This is a genomic window from Pseudomonas sp. REP124 (assembly GCF_020164475.1).
In the GTDB taxonomy this organism is placed as follows: domain Bacteria; phylum Pseudomonadota; class Gammaproteobacteria; order Pseudomonadales; family Pseudomonadaceae; genus Aquipseudomonas.
Genome location: NZ_JAIQWX010000001.1, coordinates 101,564 through 124,451 on the forward strand (window position 1 = coordinate 101,564; position 22,888 = coordinate 124,451).

At 62.8% G+C, this 22,888-nt stretch carries 15 protein-coding genes and 2 pseudogenes; 10 read left to right on the forward strand and 7 right to left on the reverse strand.

All coding sequences use genetic code 11. From position 1 onward, the window contains the following. Nucleotides 1-10: 10 nt before the first annotated feature. Nucleotides 11-1,864, reverse strand: a complete 1,854-nt coding sequence (locus tag K9857_RS00330; protein WP_411961530.1) for a DUF1302 domain-containing protein — start codon at nucleotides 1,862-1,864, stop codon at nucleotides 11-13. Nucleotides 1,865-2,153: 289 nt separating this feature from the next. Here K9857_RS00330 and K9857_RS00335 point away from each other — a divergent pair, with 289 nt between their 5' ends. From K9857_RS00335 to K9857_RS00345, 3 genes are all read left to right on the forward strand, one after another. Next, the gene (locus K9857_RS00335; protein ID WP_224532916.1) at nucleotides 2,154-3,701 is read left to right on the forward strand and encodes an AMP-binding protein; all 1,548 of its coding nucleotides are present in this window, start codon (nucleotides 2,154-2,156) and stop codon (nucleotides 3,699-3,701) included. A 13-nt stretch (nucleotides 3,702-3,714) separates the two neighbouring features. Next, the gene (locus K9857_RS00340; protein ID WP_224532917.1) at nucleotides 3,715-4,878 is read left to right on the forward strand and encodes an acyl-CoA dehydrogenase family protein; all 1,164 of its coding nucleotides are present in this window, start codon (nucleotides 3,715-3,717) and stop codon (nucleotides 4,876-4,878) included. A gap of 109 nt (nucleotides 4,879-4,987) precedes the next feature. Beyond that, entirely contained in the window at nucleotides 4,988-6,244 is a 1,257-nt protein-coding gene (locus K9857_RS00345) for an MFS transporter (protein ID WP_224532983.1), read from the forward strand. Between the two features lie 30 nt (nucleotides 6,245-6,274). Here K9857_RS00345 and K9857_RS00350 read toward each other — a convergent pair. After that, nucleotides 6,275-7,188 (reverse strand): annotated as a pseudogene (locus tag K9857_RS00350) (LysR family transcriptional regulator). 288 nt (nucleotides 7,189-7,476) lie between these two features. Here K9857_RS00350 and K9857_RS00355 point away from each other — a divergent pair. Genes K9857_RS00355 through K9857_RS00365 form a run of 3 tightly spaced genes read left to right on the forward strand, consistent with a single transcriptional unit; the run spans nucleotide 7,477 to nucleotide 9,444 of the window. Continuing rightward, entirely contained in the window at nucleotides 7,477-8,772 is a 1,296-nt protein-coding gene (locus K9857_RS00355; protein ID WP_224532918.1) for a DUF1329 domain-containing protein, read from the forward strand. Then, a complete protein-coding gene (locus tag K9857_RS00360; RefSeq protein ID WP_224532919.1) occupies nucleotides 8,772-9,158 on the forward strand; it encodes a YidH family protein in 387 nt (128 codons plus the stop codon). The genes K9857_RS00355 and K9857_RS00360 overlap by 1 nt, the downstream gene beginning before the upstream one ends. Continuing rightward, nucleotides 9,151-9,444, forward strand: coding sequence for a DUF202 domain-containing protein (locus K9857_RS00365; protein WP_224532920.1), 294 nt, complete (start codon nucleotides 9,151-9,153; stop codon nucleotides 9,442-9,444). Before K9857_RS00360 ends, K9857_RS00365 begins: the two co-directional genes overlap by 8 nt. 17 nt (nucleotides 9,445-9,461) lie before the next feature. Here the strand turns inward: K9857_RS00365 and K9857_RS00370 are convergent, their stop codons facing one another. Both K9857_RS00370 and K9857_RS00375 read right to left on the reverse strand, forming a co-directional pair. Next, entirely contained in the window at nucleotides 9,462-11,423 is a 1,962-nt protein-coding gene (locus K9857_RS00370; protein ID WP_224532921.1) for an alkyl/aryl-sulfatase, read from the reverse strand. A gap of 100 nt (nucleotides 11,424-11,523) precedes the next feature. Continuing rightward, complete coding sequence (locus tag K9857_RS00375) at nucleotides 11,524-12,441, reverse strand: LysR family transcriptional regulator (protein ID WP_224532922.1); 918 nt, start codon at nucleotides 12,439-12,441, stop codon at nucleotides 11,524-11,526. Nucleotides 12,442-12,522: 81 nt separating this feature from the next. On the opposite strand from K9857_RS00375, the gene K9857_RS00380 reads away from it, so the two are divergent. The 3 genes and pseudogenes from K9857_RS00380 to K9857_RS00390 all read left to right on the forward strand — a co-directional run bounded on the left by K9857_RS00380 (nucleotide 12,523) and on the right by K9857_RS00390 (nucleotide 16,732). Continuing rightward, entirely contained in the window at nucleotides 12,523-13,761 is a 1,239-nt protein-coding gene (locus tag K9857_RS00380; protein ID WP_224532923.1) for a 3-hydroxyacyl-CoA dehydrogenase, read from the forward strand. Then, a pseudogene (locus tag K9857_RS00385) lies at nucleotides 13,758-15,533 on the forward strand (acyl-CoA dehydrogenase C-terminal domain-containing protein). Before K9857_RS00380 ends, K9857_RS00385 begins: the two are co-directional and overlap by 4 nt. A gap of 35 nt (nucleotides 15,534-15,568) precedes the next feature. Next, nucleotides 15,569-16,732: an iron-containing alcohol dehydrogenase gene (locus K9857_RS00390; RefSeq protein WP_224532924.1), complete on the forward strand. Its 1,164-nt coding sequence runs from the start codon at nucleotides 15,569-15,571 to the stop codon at nucleotides 16,730-16,732. A gap of 200 nt (nucleotides 16,733-16,932) precedes the next feature. Here the strand turns inward: K9857_RS00390 and K9857_RS00395 are convergent, their stop codons facing one another. Genes K9857_RS00395 through K9857_RS00405 form a run of 3 tightly spaced genes read right to left on the reverse strand, consistent with a single transcriptional unit; the run spans nucleotide 16,933 to nucleotide 21,562 of the window. Further along, nucleotides 16,933-18,516 carry an aldehyde dehydrogenase (NADP(+)) gene (locus K9857_RS00395; protein ID WP_224532925.1) on the reverse strand — a complete coding sequence of 528 codons (1,584 nt, stop codon included), beginning with the start codon at nucleotides 18,514-18,516 and terminating at the stop codon, nucleotides 16,933-16,935. Nucleotides 18,517-18,518: 2 nt separating this feature from the next. Further along, nucleotides 18,519-19,751 (reverse strand): fumarylacetoacetate hydrolase family protein, encoded by a 1,233-nt coding sequence (locus K9857_RS00400; RefSeq protein WP_224532926.1) that lies wholly within the window; start codon nucleotides 19,749-19,751, stop codon nucleotides 18,519-18,521. A gap of 26 nt (nucleotides 19,752-19,777) precedes the next feature. Continuing rightward, a complete protein-coding gene (locus K9857_RS00405; RefSeq protein WP_224532927.1) occupies nucleotides 19,778-21,562 on the reverse strand; it encodes an IlvD/Edd family dehydratase in 1,785 nt (594 codons plus the stop codon). 256 nt (nucleotides 21,563-21,818) lie between these two features. Here K9857_RS00405 and K9857_RS00410 point away from each other — a divergent pair, with 256 nt between their 5' ends. Next, nucleotides 21,819-22,856, forward strand: a complete 1,038-nt coding sequence (locus tag K9857_RS00410; RefSeq protein WP_224532928.1) for a LacI family DNA-binding transcriptional regulator — start codon at nucleotides 21,819-21,821, stop codon at nucleotides 22,854-22,856. Nucleotides 22,857-22,888 lie beyond the last annotated feature (32 nt).

Sequence of the window (22,888 nt, forward strand, 5' to 3'; positions counted from 1 at the left end):
TTGATAAGAGTCAGAAAGAGGCGCCGACGCTGATCGCCGCGAAGTCGCGATCACCGCGAGTCCCATAGCTGCCATCGATGTAGTCGGTGTAAGAGAGGCTCAGCGAATACTTGCTCATGAATGTCGCATCCAGGCCCAGGCTCACCGAGCGCGAACCTTCGTTGAACGCCGAACCGTCGCCTGGCGAGTAACCCTTGACGTCATGGGACCAGGACAGGTTCGGGCGCAGGTCCAGTCCCTGCATCACGCTCGAGTAACTCCAGGTCGCTCGCAGTCGATAACCCCAGGAAAACGGCGTGACGAAGCCCTCGTTATTGCAGTACTCGGGGCTGTTGGAAATGCTCAGGCAAACGCTGTTGTCGGCCAGTTCGCCACTGTTGTAGGCACCGGATCGGCCATAGCGTGGCCCGTTTTTTCCTTCCAGGCCGCCGACGTAAGTCGCGCCGATTTCGCCCACCAGCAATAGCTGGTTCGCCCCCATCACCTGGCCAAGGGAATGCATCGCCGAGACTTGCGCCTGGGTGACTTCCTTGCGCCGATACCCGTTGAACAGCGTGGAGTCGGTGGTCGGGCGCAGGCCGGGTTCGGACAGCGGACTGCGACCGTCGACGTTGAGCAGCGACTGAAGCACATCGGTGCCGTTGAGCTGCACGGGCATGTTCGGTCGATAGCTGAGCTCGCCCTGAAGCGCCGTGCCCGTGCGCAGGTTCGTGGAAAACGTCAGGCCGTACAAGCGGATGTCCTCAGGGTACTGCGCGAGATACTGCGAAGTTCCCATGCGCAATGCGCCGGCCAGGGACTGGCCTGAGCTGGACGCCAGAAACGCGCCGCAACCTGCCGAAGGCACACCGAGATTGCTACACAGCGGCGGGGCGAAAGCGTTGTTGCTGAAGTACGGGCTGCTGACGGTGCCCAGATAAGGCGAACGGCTGTGGTAGTTGGCGGCATACACACCAAATTCGGCATCCAGCGGCGCCACATACCAGCGCAGCGACAGACCCCACTGGCCGCTGTTGCGAGCATCCTCGTCGCCCGCTCGAGGGATACGCACACCTTCCTCGGTCATGACCACGCCAAACGGTCCCAGCCCTCGGTTGGCCGCCGCGAGGTTGACCTGCCGGCCACCGACGTCAAGGCTTTCGCAGCCCTCGGGAATGAAGTCGTTGCCCGAAAAGAAGGTTGCGCAGTTGTCCAGCTGCGTCTGTTCCCAATCCAGCTGATAGAACGCATCAAAGGACAGCGCATCGTTGATGTTCTGGGTCACGTACAGCAGGTTGACCGGCACCAGTGCGTCCTTGACCTCCGAGCCCGGTCGACGCAGCGCCGCCTGGTTGAAAGGGTTCACGACGTTCAAGCCGCCCTGGATGAAAATGCTCTCGCCCCAGTTCACCACTTGTTTGCCCAAGCGCGTCGAGCCCGGCTCACCATTGATGTCGTAGAAGCGATAGACGAACGCGTCGAGCCACTGGAAACCGGCTGTCTTCGCCGAGGTTTTGCGGTTGTTGTCGTCGATCTCCTTGAAGCGTTGGCTGTGATCGCGCTGCGCGGTGTCGTACCAATAGGTACCGCGCACGAACATGCCCAGGTTGTCGTGTTTGAGTTCCAGGTCGTGTGTGCCTTTGAAGACCGTCGAGAACACGTCACCGGATCGATAATTGCGCCTGCCGTCATTACCGTTGGGGGCTGCCACCTGCAGTTTGTCCGGATTGGCGGTGCTGACGCCGATGCCCAATGCCAGGGCCGAATCGAACTGGCCTTCAATCTCGCCCAGTTCGAATTGCATGGCGCCGACAGGGGCGGCGAGCAGGCTGCACGACAGTAAAACCAGCGATGACCGGAACCGGTCGGGAACGATAGCGTTCACTCTTAACCTCTTATTGTGTTTATTAGAGAGTGAGGGGGATGAAGCACAGAGGCCGAGCGAACAGGTTCGTCGTCGGTTGCGAGGGGATGATAGGGAGGCGTTGGATCGGCTCACAAATAGCGTCTCTGGATCGTTGCCATAACACTTCGGCATGGCGCTCGCGGGTGCCCGGCACACCCTATTCACCCAGCTAAAAAAGCTATACCCGGCATCAGGAACTGGTATTACGTTCGCCGTTGCGACGCTGTTTAGGATCGGCCCAGTCCTAACTGTCGACGAGAACAACAACGTGAACCTTGGAAACATAATCAGTCGAAGTGCCAAGTACTGGCCGGAGCGAACGGCCGTCATCGATCGTCACACCCGAGTGACCTTCGCCCAGCTTGAACAGCGCACCAATCAGCTGGCCTCTGCGTTGCTGGCACAGGGCATCGGCTCTGGCGAACACGTCGCCATCCTTGCCGAGAACCGGGTCGAGCTGGTCGAGGCCGAAGTGGCTTTCTACAAGGCCGGCCTGGTCAAGGTGCCGGTCAATGCGCGCCTTTCGCTGGATGAAGTCATCCAGATTCTCAACGATTCCTGCAGCGTCGCGCTGATCACTACGCCGCTGTTCGCCCAGGCTTTGGCCGCGCAACGGGCACAGGTGCCTGCGCTGCGTCTGGTGGTGGCACTGGCAGAGGAGGGTGGTGACGTCGCCTACCCGACGCTGCTTGACCTGGGTGACACCAACCCGGTCAGCTGCGACCCGCCTGACGATGCACTGGCCGTGTTGCACTACACCTCCGGCAGCTCTGGTGTGTTGAAGGCGGCGATGCTCAGCGTCGGCAATCGCAAGGCGCTGATCCGCAAGAGCATCGCCAGCCCCACCCGGCGCGCGGCGCCTGGCGATGTCATGGCGCATGTCGGGCCTATCACCCACGCCAGCGGCATGCAGTTGATGCCGTTGCTGGCGGTCGGTGCCTGCAACCTGCTGCTGGAACGCTACGACGATCAATTGCTGCTTGAGTCCATCCAGCGCGAAGGTGTCACCCGGTTGTTCCTGGTGCCCGCGATGATCAACCGACTGGTGAACTTCCCAGGTGTTGAACGCTATGACCTGAGCAGCCTGCGCCTGGTCATGTACGGCGCCGCACCGATGGCGCCGTCGCTGGTCAAGCGCGCCATCGAAGTGTTCGGGCCGATCCTGGCGCAAGGGTATGGCGCCGGTGAAACCTGTTCGCTGGTCACCGTGCTCACCGAGCAGGACCATCTGTGCGAGAACGGCGACTATCGGCGCCTGGCGTCCTGCGGTCGCTGTTATTTCGAGACCGACCTGCGGGTGGTCAACGACGAATTCCAGGATGTGAAGCCGGGCGAGATCGGCGAGATCGTGGTCAAAGGGCCGGACATCATGCAGGGCTATTGGCGGGCACCCGAGCTGACCGCCGAGGTGATGCGCGACGGTTACTACCTCAGCGGTGATCTGGCGACGGTCGACGATGAGGGTTACGTGTTCATCGTCGATCGCAAGAAGGAAATGATCATCTCCGGCGGCTTCAACATCTACCCGACCGAAGTCGAACAGGTGCTCTACAACCTGCCGCAAGTTTACGAGGCCGCCGTCGTCGGTGTACCGGATGAACAGTGGGGCGAAGCGGTGCGAGCCGTCATCGTGCTCAAGCCGGGTACCGAGCTCAGCGAAGATGAGGTCATCGAGCATTGCGCGCAGACCCTGGCCGGATTCAAAAAACCCCGCGCCGTGGACTTCGTCACCGAGCTGCCCAAAAACCCCAACGGCAAAGTCGTTCGCCGGCTTATCCGCGATGCCTACTGGCAACACAGCGACCGTCGCATCTGAACAGGAGATCACCATGTACCAGCCAAGTGAAAAGGCCAGCCAGATCATCGAGGCCATCGGTGGATTCGTTCGCGACGAAATCCTGCCCCTTGAACAGCGTGCAGGCCTGAGTTGGGCCGAGCCCCATCCGCGCGAGGTGCTGCAGGAAGTCTGGAAGCGTTCCTGTGAGCAGGGCTTCTACAACATCATGCTGCCCGAGGCGATTGGCGGCGCCGGGCTCAATGCTTCGGATCTGTGCGCGGTGAAGGAAGCCACCGTGCTGACCGGCTCCATGCTGGCGCCGCATATTCTGGGTGAGTTGTCCGGTCCACCGCGCGTGGGCCATCTGTTCAAGGTGGCCAGTCCGTTCCAGGTGGAGGCTTTTCTGCAACCGGTATGCCGCGCGGAGAAGGCCGTATGTTTCGCGCTGACCGAGACTGAGGCGGGTTCCGACGCCACGGCGATCAAGACCAGTGCCCGTCGCGACGGCGACGAATACATCCTAAACGGCAGCAAACGTTTCATCTCGGGTGCTCCCTATGCCGATATCGCGGTGCTGCTGGCTGTCACCGGGCCGGGTAGCGGCGCCCAGGGCATCTCGGCATTCTTCGTCGACCTCAAGGCGCCAGGCGTGCGGATCGAAAGCGACTACTCGGTGATGTCCGGTGGTGGCGCGCACGGCGATATTTTCCTGGACGACGTCCGCGTGCCGGTGGCCAACCGCATCGGCGAGGAAGGGCTGGGGTTCAAGCTGGCGATGGGGCGCATCACGCTCAATCGTCTGCTGCATTGCCCGACGATGCTGGGCCTGGCGGGGTTGGCGCTGAACCTGTCGATCGATTACGCGCGCACGCGCAAGCAGTTCGGCCAGCCGATCGCAATGTTCCAGTCGATCAATCACATGATTGCCGACATGGCGACCGAGCTGCATGCTGCACGCAGCATGGTTTATGCGACCGCAGCGGTGAACGACGCGGGCGGCGATATCCGTACGCAGGCACCGATGTGCAAGCTGTTCGTCTCCGAGACCGCTTTCCGTATCGCCGACCGTGCGGTGCAGATCCACGGTGGCGCGGGGTTGCTGCGCGGCAATGCGGTGGAGTGGATCTTCCGCGCGACCCGTATGATGCGCATCCTGACCGGTACCAGTGAAATCCAGCGCAACACCATTGCCAAAGGCGTTCTGATGCCTGGCTAGCAGTGCCGCCGCACGTCCGGCCGCACCTGGCCGGACGCTCAGACAAGAACAATAACGAGAGACAACCATGACTCACTCTGACACCCCCGCACGTTTGGGCACGGCCTGGATGGTTGCGGTTCTGCTGGCACTGCTGATGCTGGTCAACTTCCTCGACAAGGTGGTCATCGGCCTGGTCGCGGTGCCGATGTCCAAAGAGCTTGGCCTGACACCGACCGAATTCGGCCTGGTGGGCGGCGCCTTGCACTGGTTCTTCGCGATTTCCGCCGTGGTCGGTGGCTTCATGGCCAATCGCCGACCGACCCGCACGCTGCTCTTGGGCATGGGCGCGTTCTGGGCGCTGATCCAGTTGCCGATGCTGTTTGTCACCTCTTTGTGGGCCATCGTCGCCTGTCGCGTGCTGCTGGGCATCGGCGAGGGGCCGGCGTCGCCGGTGGCCACCCACGCCTTGTACAAGTGGTTTCCCAACGACCGACGCAACCTGCCGGTGGCGCTGCTGCATACCGGCAGTGCCTTCGGCCTGCTGGTCGCCGGCGCGATGATCCCCTGGATCAGCGTGCATTACGGCTGGCGCATGAACTTCATCGTGCTGGCCGCCATTGGCGCGGTGTGGTGCGTGCTGTGGTGGCTGCTGGGACGTGAAGGCACGCTCGATCGCATCCGCCCGGGTCAGTTGAAGCAGGACGACGAGCGTGTGCCATATCGACAGTTGCTCACCGACAGCACAGTACTGAGCAACTATCTGTGCCATTTCGCGGCCAACTGGTCGTTGGCGCTGACCCTGACCTGGGTGCCGAGCTATCTGGAAAACGGCTTGGGCATCGATCCGATCATGACTGGTCGGGTGTTCGTGCTGTTCGTCGTGGTCACCACGCCGCTGAGCCTGTTCATGGCCTGGCTTTCGCAGCGCCTGATGCGCGGCGGTATGGCGACGCGCTGGTCGCGAGGGGCGTTCGTTTCGTTCTGCCTGATCGCCAGCGGTCTGCTCAGCGCCGCGCTGTTCCTGCCGGGGCTGTCGAGCATTGAACGAATCGTCTGCCTGACCTTCAGCGGCGGCCTGGCGCTGGTGATGTATTCGGTGGGGCCGGCGATGCTCGCCGAGTTCACGCCGGGCAGCCAGCGCGCGGGCATTCTGGCGATCGGCAATGGCATTGCCTCTCTGGCCGGTCTGTCGGCGCCGGTGGTCACCGGGATCCTGGTGCAGGGCGCGGGTGCCGAGCATCCGGCCGGTTATGGCGAGGGCTTTTTGGTTTGCGGCGCGGTGCTGGTGGTGGCGGGGCTGATCGGGTTGTGGCGCATGGACCCACAGAAAACCCGCGAGCGGCTCAATCAGGTCGTTGTAGTCGCGCAGCCGCGGGTCAATTGAAAACGCCGGGCGCTGCGCGATGCAGCGCCCTTACTCATCACTGGTGCTCAACTCATCCTCGAGCGTGCGTTCGATCAGGCTGCCTTTCCAGCGCTCATCGCGCACCGCCTCGATCAATAGCCCGCGCACCAGGTCGCGCATGCAGGTGGCCGCGAACGACAGCGGCTTGTGCTGCGAATGGGCCAGGGAAATGGTGCGGGTGATCCGTGGTTCCACAATCAGGCGTGCCGAGATCGGTTGCAGCAGTTCGGTCAGCGGCGGCCAGTTGCTGATGGTTGCCGCAAGACCGGCACGCACCAGGCTGCTGATACCCCGGCCTCCATCGCCGCCTGCTCGATCCGCCGCCGCAGGTGCAGGGCACGCGGTGGCATCACCAGCCGTGTGGCCGCCGCTTCGGCAAGGGTGATCGGCGAGGCGTCCGCCTCAAGGGCAGGGGTGCCGACCCAGTACAGGTCTTCGGTGAAGACCGGTTCGGCAATGACATGATCGAGTTCTTCTGCGTTGGGCACGACGCCGAAATCCACTTTGCCCAGTTCGATCGCCTGGCCGCCTTCGCGACTCAAACCATCCCATACCGTGAGTTTGATCCCCGGAAACTTGTCCTGCGCCTGGGTGATGATCGGCGGCAGCAGCAGCGCGGACGCGGTGGCCGGAATGGAAATGGAGACGTGACCCATCGGGTTGCCGCGACTGGACTTGAGCTCGTCCTTCACCGAATCGATCTGTTGAATCACCGACCGCGCCACCTCGTACAGCTGTCGTCCGGCATCGGTCAGCTCAATGCCGTCGTGCTGACGGGCCAGCAGTTGCATGTCCAGTTCGCTTTCCAATAAACCGATCTGGCGGCTCAGGGCAGGCTGGGCGATGAACGCCCGGCGTGCGGCATTGGAGAAGCTTCCAGCTTCGGCAATGGCGATCAGGTAACGCAGCTGTTTCAAAGTCATGGGCAAATCTCTGGCTATGCCGAAGTGCTATGGCAACTATCTGAAGACGCTATTTGTCGGGCCCCAGGGGCCTACTTAGTATCCATTGATACACATCCTGAGGCTATCCGAACACCCGGGAAGATTGATTTGCCACCTTGTCCCGACAGCCTTTCAAAGGTATCCGCCGGGACCACCAGCTGTTCACTCTCTGATAAACACAATAAGAGGTTAAGAGTGATGACAACCCGTACTCGAGGTTTATTCCGGCCGTCCCTGAGGCCCGTCTCCTGCTGTCTGCTGTTCGCGATGACGTGGGCCACCGGCGCGCTGGCCACGGGCCAATTGCCGCCGGACCTGACGCCCATAGGCGCCGAACGCGGTGCTTCACCCGATGGGCGAATTCCGGCTTGGCAGGGCGGGCTCACGGCCGCTCAGCAACGCCTGGAAAGCAACGGCACGCCGGTCGACCCGTTTGCCGGGGAGCGCCCGCTGTACGAGATCACCGCGCAGAATTACACCCGGTACGAGGACCAGCTGACGGCCGGGCAAATCGCTTTGCTCAAGCGTTACCCCAAGACGATGAAACTGCCGGTCTACCCCACCCATCGCAGCGTCCCGATCCCGGCGCCACTTGCCGCGTCGGCCGCGCGCAATGCTGACCACGCGCAGCTGGCGGACCAGGGCAACGGCCTGCGCGGATTTGCCGGGGCCGTCGCCTTCCCTGTGCCGCACAACGGCCTGGAAGTGATCTGGAATCATCTGACGCGCAACCGCAACGCCAGTTACAGCCTGGTCTCCGACAGTGTCACGCCAGTGGGCAACGGCCGTTTCACCCTGATGAGCGCGCGCCAGGAATTTGCCCGCCCGGACGGACTGCCGGAGGCGGGGGCCGACAACATTCTTTATTACTTCACCTACCGCATGACGGCGCCATCGCGGCTCGCCGCCGATGCGATGGTGGTGCATGAAACCCTCGACCAGGTCGCCGAGCCGCGCCTGTCGTGGGTCTACAGTTCCAGCCAGCGCCGGGTCAGACGTGCGCCCGGTATTGCCTACGACACCACCGGACCGGGAACGGGGGGACTGCGCACCGCCGACAGTCGCGACATGTTCAACGGCGCGCCGGATCGTTATGACTGGCAGCTGGTGGGCAAGAAGTTGCTGCACGTGCCCTATAACAGCTATCGCCTGGCATCACCGGATCTGCGTTACAACGAGTTGATCCGCCCGGGTCACGTCGATCCCGTGCCCACCCGCTACGAGCTGCATCGAGTTTGGGAAGTAGTCGCGACGCTCAAGCCAGGCGCCCAGCACATCTACTCAAAGCGCCGTTACTACATCGACGAAGACACTTGGGCCATTCTCGAGGCCGACCTTTACGATCAACAGGGAACGCTGTGGCGGACCACGGGGGCGCACAGTTTTTATCACCCCGGCGGCGAGGCGGCGGTCAATGCCATGGAGGCGACCTATGACTTGAAGAGCGGGCGTTATCACGTCTCGGGCCTGATCAATGAACAACGCATGCCCTACGTCTTCAACCTGCGCACCAGCCTCTCGTATTTCTCGCCGGGCGCCTTGCGCAGTTTTGGTGTGCGCTGATGGGGATGCCGCCCAAGCGCCGTGGTTTGGCTGACGTTCTGCTGGGCCCTGGAGAGTCGCCCGACCCGCGATTCACATTGGCCAACGAGCGCACCTTTCTCGCCTGGATTCGCACATCGCTGGCGTTGCTCGGTGGCGGGATCGCCATCGAGGCACTGACGGCCCAGGTGTTCGAGGCGCGGCCGCGAATGGTCATGGCGGTGAGCCTGCTGGTGCTGAGCCTGATGGTCAGCGCGGGCGCCTGCGTGCGCTGGCTGCGGGTCGAGCGTGCGCTGCGCCAGCGTCGGGCGCTGCCTTTGCCGGCGCTGGCACCGTCGCTGGCATTGGGCTGTGTGGTCGCCACGGTGTTGGTCGGTGGCGTGCTCTGGCGGCACTGGCATGGGTGATCCCGGGTTACAGGCCGAGCGCACGGAACTGGCCTGGCGAAGAACTTTGCTGGCGCTGATTGCCGTGGTGGTGCTTGCCGGGCGGTTGGGTGATCCGCTGCCCACGGCGATGGGGGCCGTCGCGGCGTTAATGCTGTTGGCCAGGCAGGGGCGTCGGTATCGACAGGGGTTGGTCATGTTGCAGGTCGAACGCGCGGCTCCGGCACCCCGCGCGATCTTCGCACTGGGTGCGGTGGTTGGCCTGCTGAGTGTCAGCGCGATGCTTGCGCTGTTGAGCGGCGCCTGACGCGCCGCCCGCAGCAGTCAAGGCGTCACGATATTGAATCGTGCGTCAGCCTCTTCAAGACCACCCATGAAGCGCAGGAATTTCACCCGTTCACCCTTGATGGTGATATCGCCCACGGTCGCTTCTTTCAGGAAACCCGTCTGCTTCAGCGCGATCCGGTCCAGCGTCGCCTTGCTCATGCTGATCTCGACATCGGCCTGCCCATGCCGGGTCAGATCCCGATGGGTGAGCACGCCATTGCGCAGGGTCAGGGCGTAGTCCTGGTCCAGGTCGGTGAATCGCCAGTTGATCGTCAGGTCATGTTCGCTGGCCTTGAGCGCATCCACGCGCACACCCAGATAGTCGAAGAACAGCGTGGGCGTCAGCGCGCGCACCATGTCATCGACATTGCCGCCGCTGCCGGTCGCCGCGGCCACGCCGTCGCGCAGTTCCTGAGCACCACTGAGGTAGGCGTTGCGCCAGGTGGCGTTCTCGCTCTGGTAACCCATCTGCTCCAGCGCATCGGCCTGCAAGTGACGAGCTTCGCTGTTGTCCGGTTCGGCGAACACCAGGTGATTGGTCAACTGCGCCACCCAGCGATAATCACCCTCGCCGAAGGCCTTGCGCGCCTGGCTCAGCACCTTTTCGGCGCCGCCCATGGCTGCGACGTAACGCTTGCCGGCTGCCTGGGGTGTCAGTGGATCGAGGTTCGCCGGGTTACCGTCGTAAAAGCCCATGTAGCGCTGATACACCGCTCGCACGTTGTGGCTCAGCGAACCGTAGTAGTCGCGGCTGTACCATTTGCTGGCCAGTCGCGGTGGCAGGGAGGTCAGGGTATCGGCGATTTCCATGGGCGTGAGGCCCTGGTTGATCAGGCGCAGGGTCTGGCTGTCGATGAAGGCGTACATGTCGCGCTGGTCGGCGAGGTAATCGCGGATCTGCGCACCGCCCCAGGTGGGCCAGTGATGCTGGGCGAAAACCACGTCGGCCTGATGGCCGTAGCGCACCAGTGACTGGTCCAGATAATGTGCCCAGATTTTCGGGTCCCGCACCAGCGCGCCGCGCAAGGTGAGCACGTTGTGCTGCACATGGGTGGCGTTCTCCGCCATGCACAACGCCTTGAAGCGAGGGAAATAGATGTTCATCTCCGCCGGCGCCTCGGTCCCTGGGGTCAGCTGGAATTCGACGTCGATACCGTCCAGTGTCAGGCGCTCCAGCGGCTGAGTGATTTCCCGGGTGGGGGCAATCAGGCTGACGGTCGCGTTCGCCGGCACACCCTTGCCCAGCCCGGCATCCACCTGGCCGCGTGCACTGCGTGGCAGGGGCGCACCGTACATGTATTGCGCACGACGTTTCATCGCCGGCCCTGCCAGCACATTCTCGCCGATGGCGTGTTCGAAGAAGCCTTGTGGCGCGATGACCTGGACCTTGCCTGCCTTCACATCCGCCTCGTCGATCACCCCTCGTACACCGCCAAAATGATCGACGTGGGGATGGGTGTAGATCACCGTTGTGACCGGCTTGCGCGGTCGATGTTTGAAGTACAGCTCAATTCCGGCCCTGGCGGTTTCGACCGAAAACAAAGGGTCGAGAATGATCAAACCGCTGTCACCTTCGACGATGGTCATGTTCGCCAGATCCAGGCCACGAACCTGATAGATGCCCTCCGTGACCTGGAATAAACCGGCAATGGTGTTGAGCTGAGCCATGCGCCACAGGCTGGGATTGACCGTGGCAGGGGAATTCTGCTGGTTGAGGAACGCATATTGGCTCAAATCCCAGACCGTCTTGCCGCCTGCGTTGGCGATGACGCCCTCGTAGCGTTCGATCAGCCCGCGCCGTGCCGCGTCGAAGTCGGCCGTGTCGGCAAAGGGCAGGCGCTGCAGCCACGCCTGATTGTTGTGACGGGTGATCTCGGTGGCGTCTTTGGCGGGCGTCGCGGCGTACCCGCCGAGCGGCGCCAGCAGGGCAAGTGCCAGCAAAGGCTGTGTGAAGCGCATGGAAGGGTCCTTGTTATTGTTGAGGCGATCCACTCTAAGGAGCACGCCGGACGGCATCCAATACCAGAGCGGCATGGTACCTATCGCGTTGCGCGATGGCTCAGGGGGCTGCAACCGTCATGATCTGCTCCACCAGCCAAGCCAGCGCAGGGTCGTGCTGACGATGGGTCAGGTGCACCAGCTCCAGCTCGAAGGGCTCCAGCGCAAAAGGCAATTCGAAAACGTCGAGGGGCAACAGCGTGGCGAAGTGTTGCGCCAGTGTCGTGGGCAACACGGCGCACAGATCCGTGGCCGCCACCAGATGAGCGGCCTGCAGGTAGTTGGGGGTGGTGTAGACGATCTGCCGTGCGAGATTCTGCTCGGCCAGCCATTGATCGACCATGCCGCGGGTCTGACCGCCATGCACCCACAGATGGCGCATCCGCAGGAACGCGTCCAGGGTCAGGCCGTTGCCCATTTCCGGGTGACCCCGGCGCACCGCGATCCGCAACGTCTCGCGGCGCCACAGATGCCGGCTGAAGCGTGCCGGCACGTCATCGAAGCGACCCAGCACCAGGTCGAGTTCACCGCGATCCAGCGCCTCGACCGGCAGGTCCGGTGTCAGGTGCGCGACATCGATTCGCAGCGATGGCGCTTGTCCCTGTAGGCGTGCCAGCAGGGGCGGCATGCACATCTGCTCGACGAAATCGGTGACGGCGATGCGTAGCTGGCGCTGGCTGTGTTGCGGTTCGAAGGCATCGCCGATGACCAGGGTCTGCTCGATCTGCTGCAAGGCGGCCCGGATCGGCCCTTCCAACGCCAGCGCCCGGGGAGTAGGGCGCATGCGCCGTCCGACGCGCACCAGCAACGGGTCGCCCAGTTGATCACGCAAGCGTGCCAGGGCGTTGCTGACGGTCGGTTGAGTCAGAGACAGACGCTCGGCCGCGCGGGAGACGTTCTGCTCGCGAAGGAGCATGTCGAAGACCCGCAGCAGGTTCAGATCGAAATTCAATGTATTCATGTCGGGAATATATGGCATATGAAAATGAAATTTCAAAAATACTTGATGCCTGCTTAGGGTGACGGCTGTTCTTTTTTCACAAAAGCAGGAGCGCCGCGCGTGAGTAACTCTTTTGAAATCCAGCAGGTCGCCGTGATTGGCGCCGGCACCATGGGGCGCGGCATTGTCGTCAGCCTCGCCAGTGCCGGGTTGTCGGTGTTGTGGCTGGAAAACAATGCCGCCACCCTCGACGCGGGCCTGACAATGATCGAGCAGACCTGGGCGCAGCAAGTCGATAAACAACGCATCACCCAGGCCCAGGCTGACGACAATCTGCGCCGGGTCCGGCCGGTAGCCGACTACGCCAGCCTGGCCGACGCCGACCTTGTGATTGAAGCGGTCTACGAGAATCTGGAAATCAAGCAGGCGATCTTCCGCGAACTGGATGCTCATCTGAAGCCGCGGGCGATTCTGGCCAGCAACACCTCGGCACTGGACATCGACAGCATCGCCGCCGTGACAGGTCGTGCAGAGCAGGTCCTGGGCCTGCACTTTTTCAGCCCGGCGCACATCATGAAACTGCTGGAAATCGTGCGCGGCAAGCACACCGACAGCGCGGTGCTGCACGCGGCGCAGGCCCTGGGCCAGCGCATCGGCAAGGTGGCGGTGATCGCCGGCAATTGCCCGGGCTTCATTGGCAACCGCATGCTGCGCAGCTATGTCGCCGAAGCGCGCAAATTACTGCTCGAAGGCGCGCTGCCGTACGAGGTGGACGAGGCGCTGCAGCAATTCGGTTTCGCCATGGGGCCATTTCGCATGTACGACGTGGTCGGCATCGATCTGGAATGGCGCGCCCGTCAACTGGCCGGCCAGGGCATGGAGGCTCCCTTGGTGCAAATCGACAATGCCCTGTGTGAACTCGGTCGCCTGGGACAGAAGACCGGCCAGGGTTACTACCGTTACGCTCCCGGCAGTCGCAAGGCCGAGCACGATCCGCAGGTCGATGCGTTGGTGCTCAAGGTTTCCCATGGCCTTGGCTATCGCCGCCGCGCCATCGACGCGCAGGAAATTCTCGAGCGCTGCCTGCTCGCGCTGATCAACGAAGGCGCGAAAATCCTTGAAGAGGGCATCGCTGCCAACAGTCATGACATCGATCAGGTCTGGATCAATGGCTACGGTTTCCCCGCCGAGATCGGCGGGCCGATGGCCTGGGCGGATTCGCAAGGGCTGAACGCGATTGGCGCTCGCCTCGAACGTTTGCAGCAGGTGCTGGGTGAGCACTGGCGCCCTGCGGCGCTGATCGGCCAATTGAGCGCCCGCAACAAACATTTCGGTGAAGTGGCGGGGGAACTGGCATGAACTATCAGGCTCCGTTGCGAGAGGTGCGGTTCGTGCTGCACGAACTGTTCGACGTCTGCGGTCACTGCGAACAACTGGGCATCGACCTGGACCGCGACACCCTCGATGGCATTCTCGAAGAAGCGGCGCGATTCGCCGGCGAAGTGATCGCGCCGCTTAACCGCAACAGCGATGAACAGGGCTGTCTGCTTGCGCAGGGCAATGTCCGCACCCCGGACGGCTTCAAGGAGGCCTATCGTCAGTACGTCGACAACGGCTGGGCAAGCATGACCGGTCCCGTGGAGTTCGGGGGGCAGGGGCTGCCGCAAATGGCGTCGGCCAGTTTCCATGAAATGCTGATGGCGGCGTCGTTGTCCTTTCGCATCTATTCGGGGCTCACCGAAGGTGCGGTGCTGGCGTTGCATCGCCATGGCAGCGAAGCGCTCAAGCAAGCCTGGCTGGGCAAGATGGTCAGCGGCCAGTGGAGTGGAACCATGTGTCTCACCGAGCCGCAGGCCGGCACCGATCTGACCTTGCTGCGCACTCGCGCGCAGCCCCATGTCGATGGCAGCTTCGAGATTACCGGCAGCAAGATTTTCATCAGCGGCGGCGAGCAGGACCTGACGGACAATATCGTTCATCTGGTACTGGCCCGCTTGCCCGATGCACCGGCAGGGGTCAAGGGCATCAGTCTGTTCCTGGTGCCCAAGGTGATGCCTGATGGGCAGCGAAACGCCCTGAGCTGTGGGGCGCTGGAGCACAAGATGGGGATCAAGGGCGCTTCCACTTGCGTGATGAATTTCGACGGTGCGCGAGGCTGGCTGATCGGCGAAGCCAATCAAGGACTGGCCTGCATGTTCACCATGATGAACGACGCCCGTTTCCAGGTCGGCCTGCAAGGCTTGGGCATCGCCGAGGCGGCGTTCCAGGGTGGTTTGCGCTACGCGAGCGAACGCTTGCAGTCGCGTTCGCTGACCGGTGCCGTGGCGCCGGACAAGCCGGCTGATCCGATCATCGTCCACCCCGATGTGCGACGCATGTTGCTCACCCAGAAAACCCTCACCGAAGGCTGCCGGATGCTGGGCATCTACACGGCGCGGCAACTGGACCTCGAACACGCCGCGCAGGATCCGCAGATCCGCGGCGCGGCCTCCCGTCGCGCCGCGCTGCTGATCCCCATCGTCAAGGCCTTCTTCACCGATGTCGGCCAAGAAGTCGCGAGCCTCGGCGTGCAGCTGTACGGCGGCCATGGCTACATCCGCGAGTGGGGCATGGAGCAACTGATGCGCGACAGCCGTATCACCCAGCTCTATGAAGGTACCAACGGTATCCAGGCGCTGGACCTGGTTCGCCGCAAACTGCTGGGTGACGGTGGCGCGGAGCTGAACGCGCTGATCGAGGAGTTTGGCCGGCACGTCGACGCGGCTGGCGCTCACGTCGAACTGCAGGCGATGGCTGTGGCGGTCGCCCGACGACTCGAAGAATGGCGTGCACTCGGCGCTTCCATCATCGAAGCCTGCCAACGAGAGCCGCAGGAAATCGGCGGGGTCTCGGTGGATTTTCTCGCCTACTCTGCCTACATCCTGCTGGCCGGTTTCTGGTTGCAGGCGGCGCTGCGAGCCAGCACCGAGCTGGCCAATGGCAGCGGCGAAACAGCCTTCTACTAGGCCAAGCTGCACGCTGCCGATTTCTACTGGCGCCGCGTGTTGCCACGGGCCACGGCACATCGCGAGGCGTTGCTCGGCGGCGCCGACTGCCTGATGGCCATGCCGGCCTGCGACTTCGCCTGTTGATTGCAGACCCATAACAATAATAAGGAGGCGCTGCCATGCAGCCATTCAGCTTTGCCACCACCGCGCAGATTCTCTGCGAAGCCGGCTCCACCCGGCGCTTGGCCGGCCTTTGCCGCGAGCGTGGCGCGCGACGTGTATTGATCGTCACCGATCCGGGAATCGCACGCCTGGGTCTGTTGGATGACGTGTTGCCGGGCTTTACCGAGGCGCAGGTCGCGGTGGCGATTTTCAGCGAAGTATCGGCCGACCCGAGTCAGGCCTGCGTACTGGCCGCCACGCAACGCGCGCAGCATATCGGCGCGGACCTGATCGTGGGTTTCGGCGGTGGCAGCTCGATGGACGTCGCCAAACTGGTTGCGCTGCTGGCCAGTCCCGATTGCGCACAGTCCATCGCCGAACTGTATGGCGTCGACAAGGCACGCGGGCGGCGCCTGCCGCTGATCCAGGTGCCGACAACTGCAGGGACCGGTTCCGAGGTCACGCCGATCGCGATCGTCACCACCGGCGACACCACCAAGATGGGCGTCGTTTCGCCGTTGCTGCTACCGGATCTGGCGGTGCTGGATGCCGCCTGCACACTGGGTCTGCCGCCGGCCGTGACAGCGGCGACGGGGATCGATGCCATGGTGCATGCCATCGAGGCTTATACCAGCAAACTCAAGCGCAATCCGCTGTCGAGCCTGCTGGCTCGGGAGGCGCTGCGGCTGTTGTCCGGCAATCTGCACCAGGCGGTACATGAGGGCAGCAATCTGGCCGCTCGCCAAGCCATGCTGCTCGGCGCCTGTCTTGCCGGCCAGGCGTTTGCCAATGCGCCGGTGGCGGCGGTGCATGCACTGGCCTATCCGTTGGGCGGGCAATTCCACATTCCCCACGGGTTGGCGAATGCGTTGGTGCTGCCCCACGTGCTGCAATTCAACCTGCCCGTCGCGGCAGCGGACTATGCCGAGTTGGCGCCGCTGATTCTGGGCGAGCGGTTCAAAGCGGGGGATTGTGATGCTCGGGCTGAACAGTTCGTTGCAGAACTCGCGCAACTGGGTGCTCGTTGCGGATTGCCGGATCGACTGCGAGACACTGCAGTCACCAAAGACAGCCTGACCCGCTTGGCAGCGGACGCCATGCAACAGCAGCGCCTGCTGGTGAACAATCCGCGTGAAGTCAGCGAAGCCGATGCGCTAGGGATTTATGAGGCGGCGTATTGATGGGTTGCGGGTAACCACTATGAACACGTGAACAACGTCATCTTCGAAACCTGTAGCAGCTGGCGCAGCCTGCGTCCGGCTGCGAAGCAGTCGTGAAATCGGGCAACGCGGTGTGTCAGGTGTACCCCGCGCTCAGGATTTACTACTGCTTCGCAGCCGGACGCAGGCTGCGCCAGCTGCTACAGGGACCGGGTTTGGCCTTAACTGACGGCCTCAGTCGTACTCACGCCATCCACCAACCGCGCAATCCCCAACGGATTCGCATTCTTCAGCGCATCAGGCAGCAGATTGTCCGGGTAGTTCTGGAAACAGATCGGGCGCAGGAAACGATTGATGGACACGGTGCCCACGGACGATCCGCGTGCATCCGAAGTAGCAGGGTAGGGGCCGCCGTGGACCATTGCGTCGCAGACTTCGACTCCGGTGGGATATCCGTTGAGCAGCAGGCGACCGGCTTTGAGTTCCAGCAATGGCGTCAGATCCGCGAATGCTTCCAGGTCCGCGGGCTCGGCGATCAGAGTGGCGGTCAGTTGGCCTTGCAGGCCTTGTAATGCTCGCTGGAGTTCCTCGCGATCTTTCACCGCAACGACCACGACGACCGGGCCGAATACTTCATGCTGCAGCAGCTCGTCACCATTGATCAGCAACTCGGCGGCTGCTTCATACAATTGCGGATGGGCCTGGCCGCCGGCTTGAGGTTGTCCCGCGCGATGCTGGATCTGCGGGTGCTCATGCAGACGGGTCAAACCATCGGTGTAATTGCACAAACCGCCGGCGTTCAACAGTGTTTGCGCGGGATGGGCGTTGATCTGCTGCGCCAGCTCATCGAGAAATGCCTGGAACTCGGGCGAGCGTATGCCGATGACCATGCCGGGTTTGGTGCAGAACTGTCCGGCACCCTGGACCACCGAAGCGCTGAGCTCGGCGGCGATTTTCGATCCGCGTACTTTCAACGCTTCAGGCAGTACCAACACCGGATTGACGCTCGACATCTCGGCGAACACCGGGATCGGTTCTGGCCGTGCCGCCGCCAAATCACACAGTGCCCGTCCACCCTTGAGCGAACCGGTGAAACCGACCGCCTTGATCGCCGGATGTTGCACCAGCCAGGCGCCCACCATGCCGCCATAAATCATGTTGAAAACGCCCGCGGGCATTTCAGTCTTTTCGGCGGCGCGGATGATGGCCAGAGCCACGCGCTCGGCGGTAGCCATATGACCCGGGTGGGCCTTGAAAACCACCGGGCAACCGGCGGCCAGCGCTGCGGCGGTATCGCCACCCGCGGTAGAGAAGGCGAGGGGGAAATTGCTCGCGCCGAACACGGCAACCGGGCCGATCCCGATGTGGTACTGGCGTAAATCGGGGCGTGACAGCGGCTGGCGATCGGGCAGGGCGCGGTCGATCCGCGCGCCGAAAAAATCACCCCGGCGCAGGACCTTGGCAAACAGCCTCATCTGGCCGCTGGTGCGAGCACGCTCACCTTGAATACGTGCAGCAGGCAACGCCGTTTCCCGGCAAACCGTTGCGATGAACTCTTCGTCCAGTGCGTCGAGCTCATCGGCGATGGCGTCGAGAAAGGCGGCGCGTCGAGTGGCAGGCAACGTGCGGTAAGGCTGGTAGGCCGTTGCTGCTGCTTGAGCGGCTGCGTCTACTTCTTCACGCGTGGCCTCGCTGTAAAAACCTGGCAGCGGCTCGCCGGTGGTCGCGTCGAAACTTTGCAGGCTCCCGTGTCCCGCGGCGCTGCGTTGGCCATCGATAAAGTTGTGTCCGGTGTAATCACTCATCGTCATGCTCCTGAGGGTAAGCGTGGCTTGATCGCGGCATCGACCAGGCCGCGGCCGTGCAGGTTGTCGAGCAGGGCGCGATAACCGATCTGCCAGGCCGGAGCGCGGTCGCTCGTCGTCACCCGGTTCACCAGCGTGCCGAGCTTGGGGCTGCTGATGGCGACGGTGTCACCCACCTTGTGGGTGAAGCCTCCACCCGGCAGATCGCGGTCCTGCTTGGGGGCAAACAGAGTGCCGAGAAACAGCACGAAGCCATCGGGGTATTGATGGTTCTCGTTGAGCGTTTGTGCCACCAGATCCGTTGGATCGCGGCTGATCTGGTTCATGGAGCTGCTGCCGTCGAGAATGAAGCCATCCTGGCCCTCGACCCGCAGGGCGACTTCCGCCGAACGGACATCGTCGATGCCGAAAGTCTCATCGAACAGGCGGATGAAAGGACCAAGGGAAGTCGATGCATTGTTGTCCTTGGCCTTGGACAGCAACAGGGCGCTGCGGCCTTCGAAGTCGCGCAGATTGACGTCATTGCCCAGGGTCGCGCCCTGGATCTTGCCGCGACTGGAAACGGCCAGCACCACTTCTGGCTCGGGGTTGTTCCAGCTGGACTTGGGATGGATGCCGATATCCGATCCAAAACCCACCGCCGACAGTGGCTGCGCCTTGGTGAAAATCTCGGCGTCCGGTCCGATGCCCACTTCCAGGTACTGCGACCACATGCCCTGGCTGATCAGCACTTCTTTGAGCGCGGCGGCCTGCACCGAGCCCGGCACAATGTCGCCCAGGTCAGCGCCGATGCTTTGCACCAGTGTCGCGCGAATGCTGTCGGCCTTGGCCGGATCGCCCTTGGCCTGCTCCTCGACCACGCGTTCGAGCATGCTGGTGGCAAAGGTCACGCCGGCGGCTTTCACCGCCTGCAGGTCGATGGGCGCCAGCAACCATGGCCGGGTTTCGTCACGGTTGGCGGCGTCGCTGTTGCGCAGCAAGTCATCGAGGCCGATCAGCGGCTGCTGCAAGGGCAGGCTGCGCAGATAGGCAACGGGATCATCGAGCTCCAACAGGGCGGATACGGTCGCAACCCGTGCGCTGATGTCATGGACCTGCCGGTCTTTAAGCAGAACCACGGCCGGCCCTGGAGCGGCGCCCGGAATCCAGACGCGGCTGATCCAGGTGCCTTGCGAGACATCCTGAGCGGTGGCGTACAGGTCCGACAAAGTGTTTGCAACGGTGGAAATGGACATGGAAATACCTCTGCAGAATGTGCCAATCAGTGGGAGTGACGTGGATTGCCGCTTCGCGCGATGACCCGCAGGTGCAAGGTCGCGGGCTCCAGGCAGCCACCGGTCGAAAGTTGGCCGACCTGCTGGCGATAGATTTCCTGCCAAGGTGTTTGCGATGCCGGGATGGTCGGTTTGAACGCGGCCTGACGACGGGCCATTTCGCTTTCATCGACCAGCAGATCAACTCGGCGCGCATTGAGGTCGACGCGCAGACGGTCATTGGTTTCCAGCAGGCCGATCCCGCCACCCACCGCAGCTTCCGGGGACATGTTGAGAATCGACGGGCTGGCCGAGGTGCCGCTCTGGCGCCCGTCACCCAGGCAGGGCAGCGAATCGATGCCGCGTTTGATCAGATGCGCCGGTGGCGCCATGTTGACCACTTCGGCGCTGCCGGGATAACCCACGGTGCCGCAGCCCCGGATGACCAGGATGCAACGTTCGTCGATGTCCAGAGCCGGGTCGTTGATGCGCGCGTGATAGTCCTCGGGACCTTCGAACACGATGGCGCGGGCTTCGAAGGTGTTCTCTGCGCCAGGTTCGGACAGGTAGGTTTTACGGAAGGCCTCGCCCACCACCGACATCTTCATGATGGCGCTGTCGAAGAAGTTACCGCTCAACACAATGAATCCGGCGCGCTGGATCAGCGGGTCTTCAAAGGCATGGATGACATCCGGATCGCTGGCCGCGCTGTTGCTGACGATTTCGCCGATGGTTTTGCCCGAGACCGTGGCGCAGTCTTCGTGCAAGCGACCGGCTTTCTTCAGTTCATGCATGACCGCGGGAACACCGCCGGCGCGGTGGAAGCCTTCGCCCAGGTATTTACCGGCGGGCATGCAATTGACCAGCAGCGGCACGTCTTCGCCGATGCGTTGCCAGTCCTCCAGGCTCAGGTCGATGCCGCTGTGCCGCGCGATCGCGATCAGGTGCGGCGGGCAATTGGTCGAGGCGCCCAGGGCAGAGGCCACGGCGATGGCGTTCTCGAAAGATTCGCGGGTCATGATCCCGGAAGGACGAATGTCCTGTCGAACCATCTCGACGATGCGTTTGCCCGTGGCATAGGCCATCTGGCCGCGTTCGCGATAGGCCGCCGGGATGCTCGCACAGCCTGGCAGCGACATGCCCAGGGCTTCGGCCAGCGCGTTCATCGACAACGCGGTGCCCATGGTATTGCAGTGACCAATCGAAGGAGAGGCCGCGGTGGTCATCTCCATGAAACCTTCGTAATCGATCTCGCCGCTGGCGAGCAGGTTGCGCGCGTGCCACAGCACGGTGCCGGAACCGATCAACTGGCCCTTGTGGTGGCCATCGAGCATCGGTCCGCCGGACAAGACGATCGCCGGGATATCGACCGTCGCTGCCGCCATCAGGCAGGCCGGGGTGGTCTTGTCGCAGCCCGTGGTCAGCACCACGCCATCGAGCGGGAAGCCATGGAGAATCTCTACCAGGCCCAGGTACGCCAGGTTGCGGTCCAGTGCGGCAGTGGGGCGACGGGTCTGTTCGGCCATCGGGTGAACGGGGAATTCCATCGGAATGCCGCCGGCGTCGCGAATGCCCGCCTTGGTGCGTTGCGAGAGTTCAAGGTGGTGACGGTTGCACGGCGCAAGATCGCTACCGGTCTGGGCGATGCCGATGATGGGGCGACCCGATTGCAACTCCTCGCGCGTCATGCCGTAGTTCATGAAGCGTTCGACGTAGAGCGCGGTCATGTCCGCATGATCCGGATCGTCGAACCATTGCTGGCTGCGCAGGGACAGAGGAGTTTTATCAGGCATGGGTCATTTCTCTTGTTGGATTTATGGCGAACTTCAATGCGCGTTGGGCGGCATCGATTGGTGTCCTGTTTGGCCTGATGTTACCGGTAACATTGTTTTTGTAAAGTGCTTGCTCTGAAGTTTCCAATGGCGAGATTACCCTCTGCCGGGAGCAGAGCCGGTATGTGACAGCCCATGTATAATCGGCCACCATCCGTATCGGCGGCGTTGATTGACATGATCCGCCCGGTCATTTTTCAGCGAAGACAGGACGTTCATGAGTTCCGAGGATTCAAGCAAAACCACGACGCCGCCGCGCATGGCCGATGTCGCCAAGCTGGCTGGTGTTTCGAAGATGACGGTGTCCCGCGTACTGGCCGGTCGCGACGTTTCCGAGCGCACGCAGAAGCTGGTTCTGGATGCGATCGATAGCCTCGGTTATCTGCCTGATGCCACCGCGGGCACCTTGTCCACGGGCCGCTCTGAATTCATCGTCGCGCTGGTGCCGTCCCTGGCGAGTTCGAACTTTGCCGATACCGTGCGCGGCCTCAACGATGCCGTGAGCGGGCATGGTCTGTGCCTGCTGTTGGGCGATACCGATTACCACCTGGAGCAGGAGGCGTTGCTGGTTCGCACGCTGTTGCGCCATCGGCCGGTCGGAGTGATGTTGACCGGCAGCGCGCACCTGGAAGAAACCCGCAAGCTGTTGCGTCAGGCACAAGTCCCGGTGGTGGAGACCTGGGACATTCCAGCCGATCCTATCGAGCAGTCGGTGGGTTTCTGTAACGCCGCCGCTGCCGCAGCCCTGTACGAACACCTTTACCAGCAGGGCTATCGGCGAATTGGCTACATCGGCGGCGCATCGGTTCTCGACCATCGGGGGCAGCAACGCCTGCAAGGCTACCTGCAAGCTGTCGCGGCGGTGGGGGCAGGGGAGCCCAGGGTGATGGAGCATGGTGAATCGCCCATCACGATGAGCCACGGTGGAGAGACCGTGAAACGGCTGCTGGAAAAATGGCCGGACACCGACGCGGTCATGTGCGTGAGTGACCTGTCGGCCTTCGGCGCGATCATGGAATGTCATCGCCAAGGGCGACGAGTACCCGATGACATCGCGATCGCCGGTTTCGGTGATTTCGAAGTCTCGCGCTATTGCACGCCAACCATCACCACCGTCTCGGTGGACCCTTACCGGATTGGCCGACGCGCCGGCGAATTGCTCGTCGACAGTGCCAACGCGCAGCGCCTTGGGCTGCCTCGTCCACGACAGTCCGATGTCATCGAGTTCAAGATCCTGGCACGGGAAAGCACCTGATTTTTTTTGATCGGAGCGGCTTGCGCTGCTCC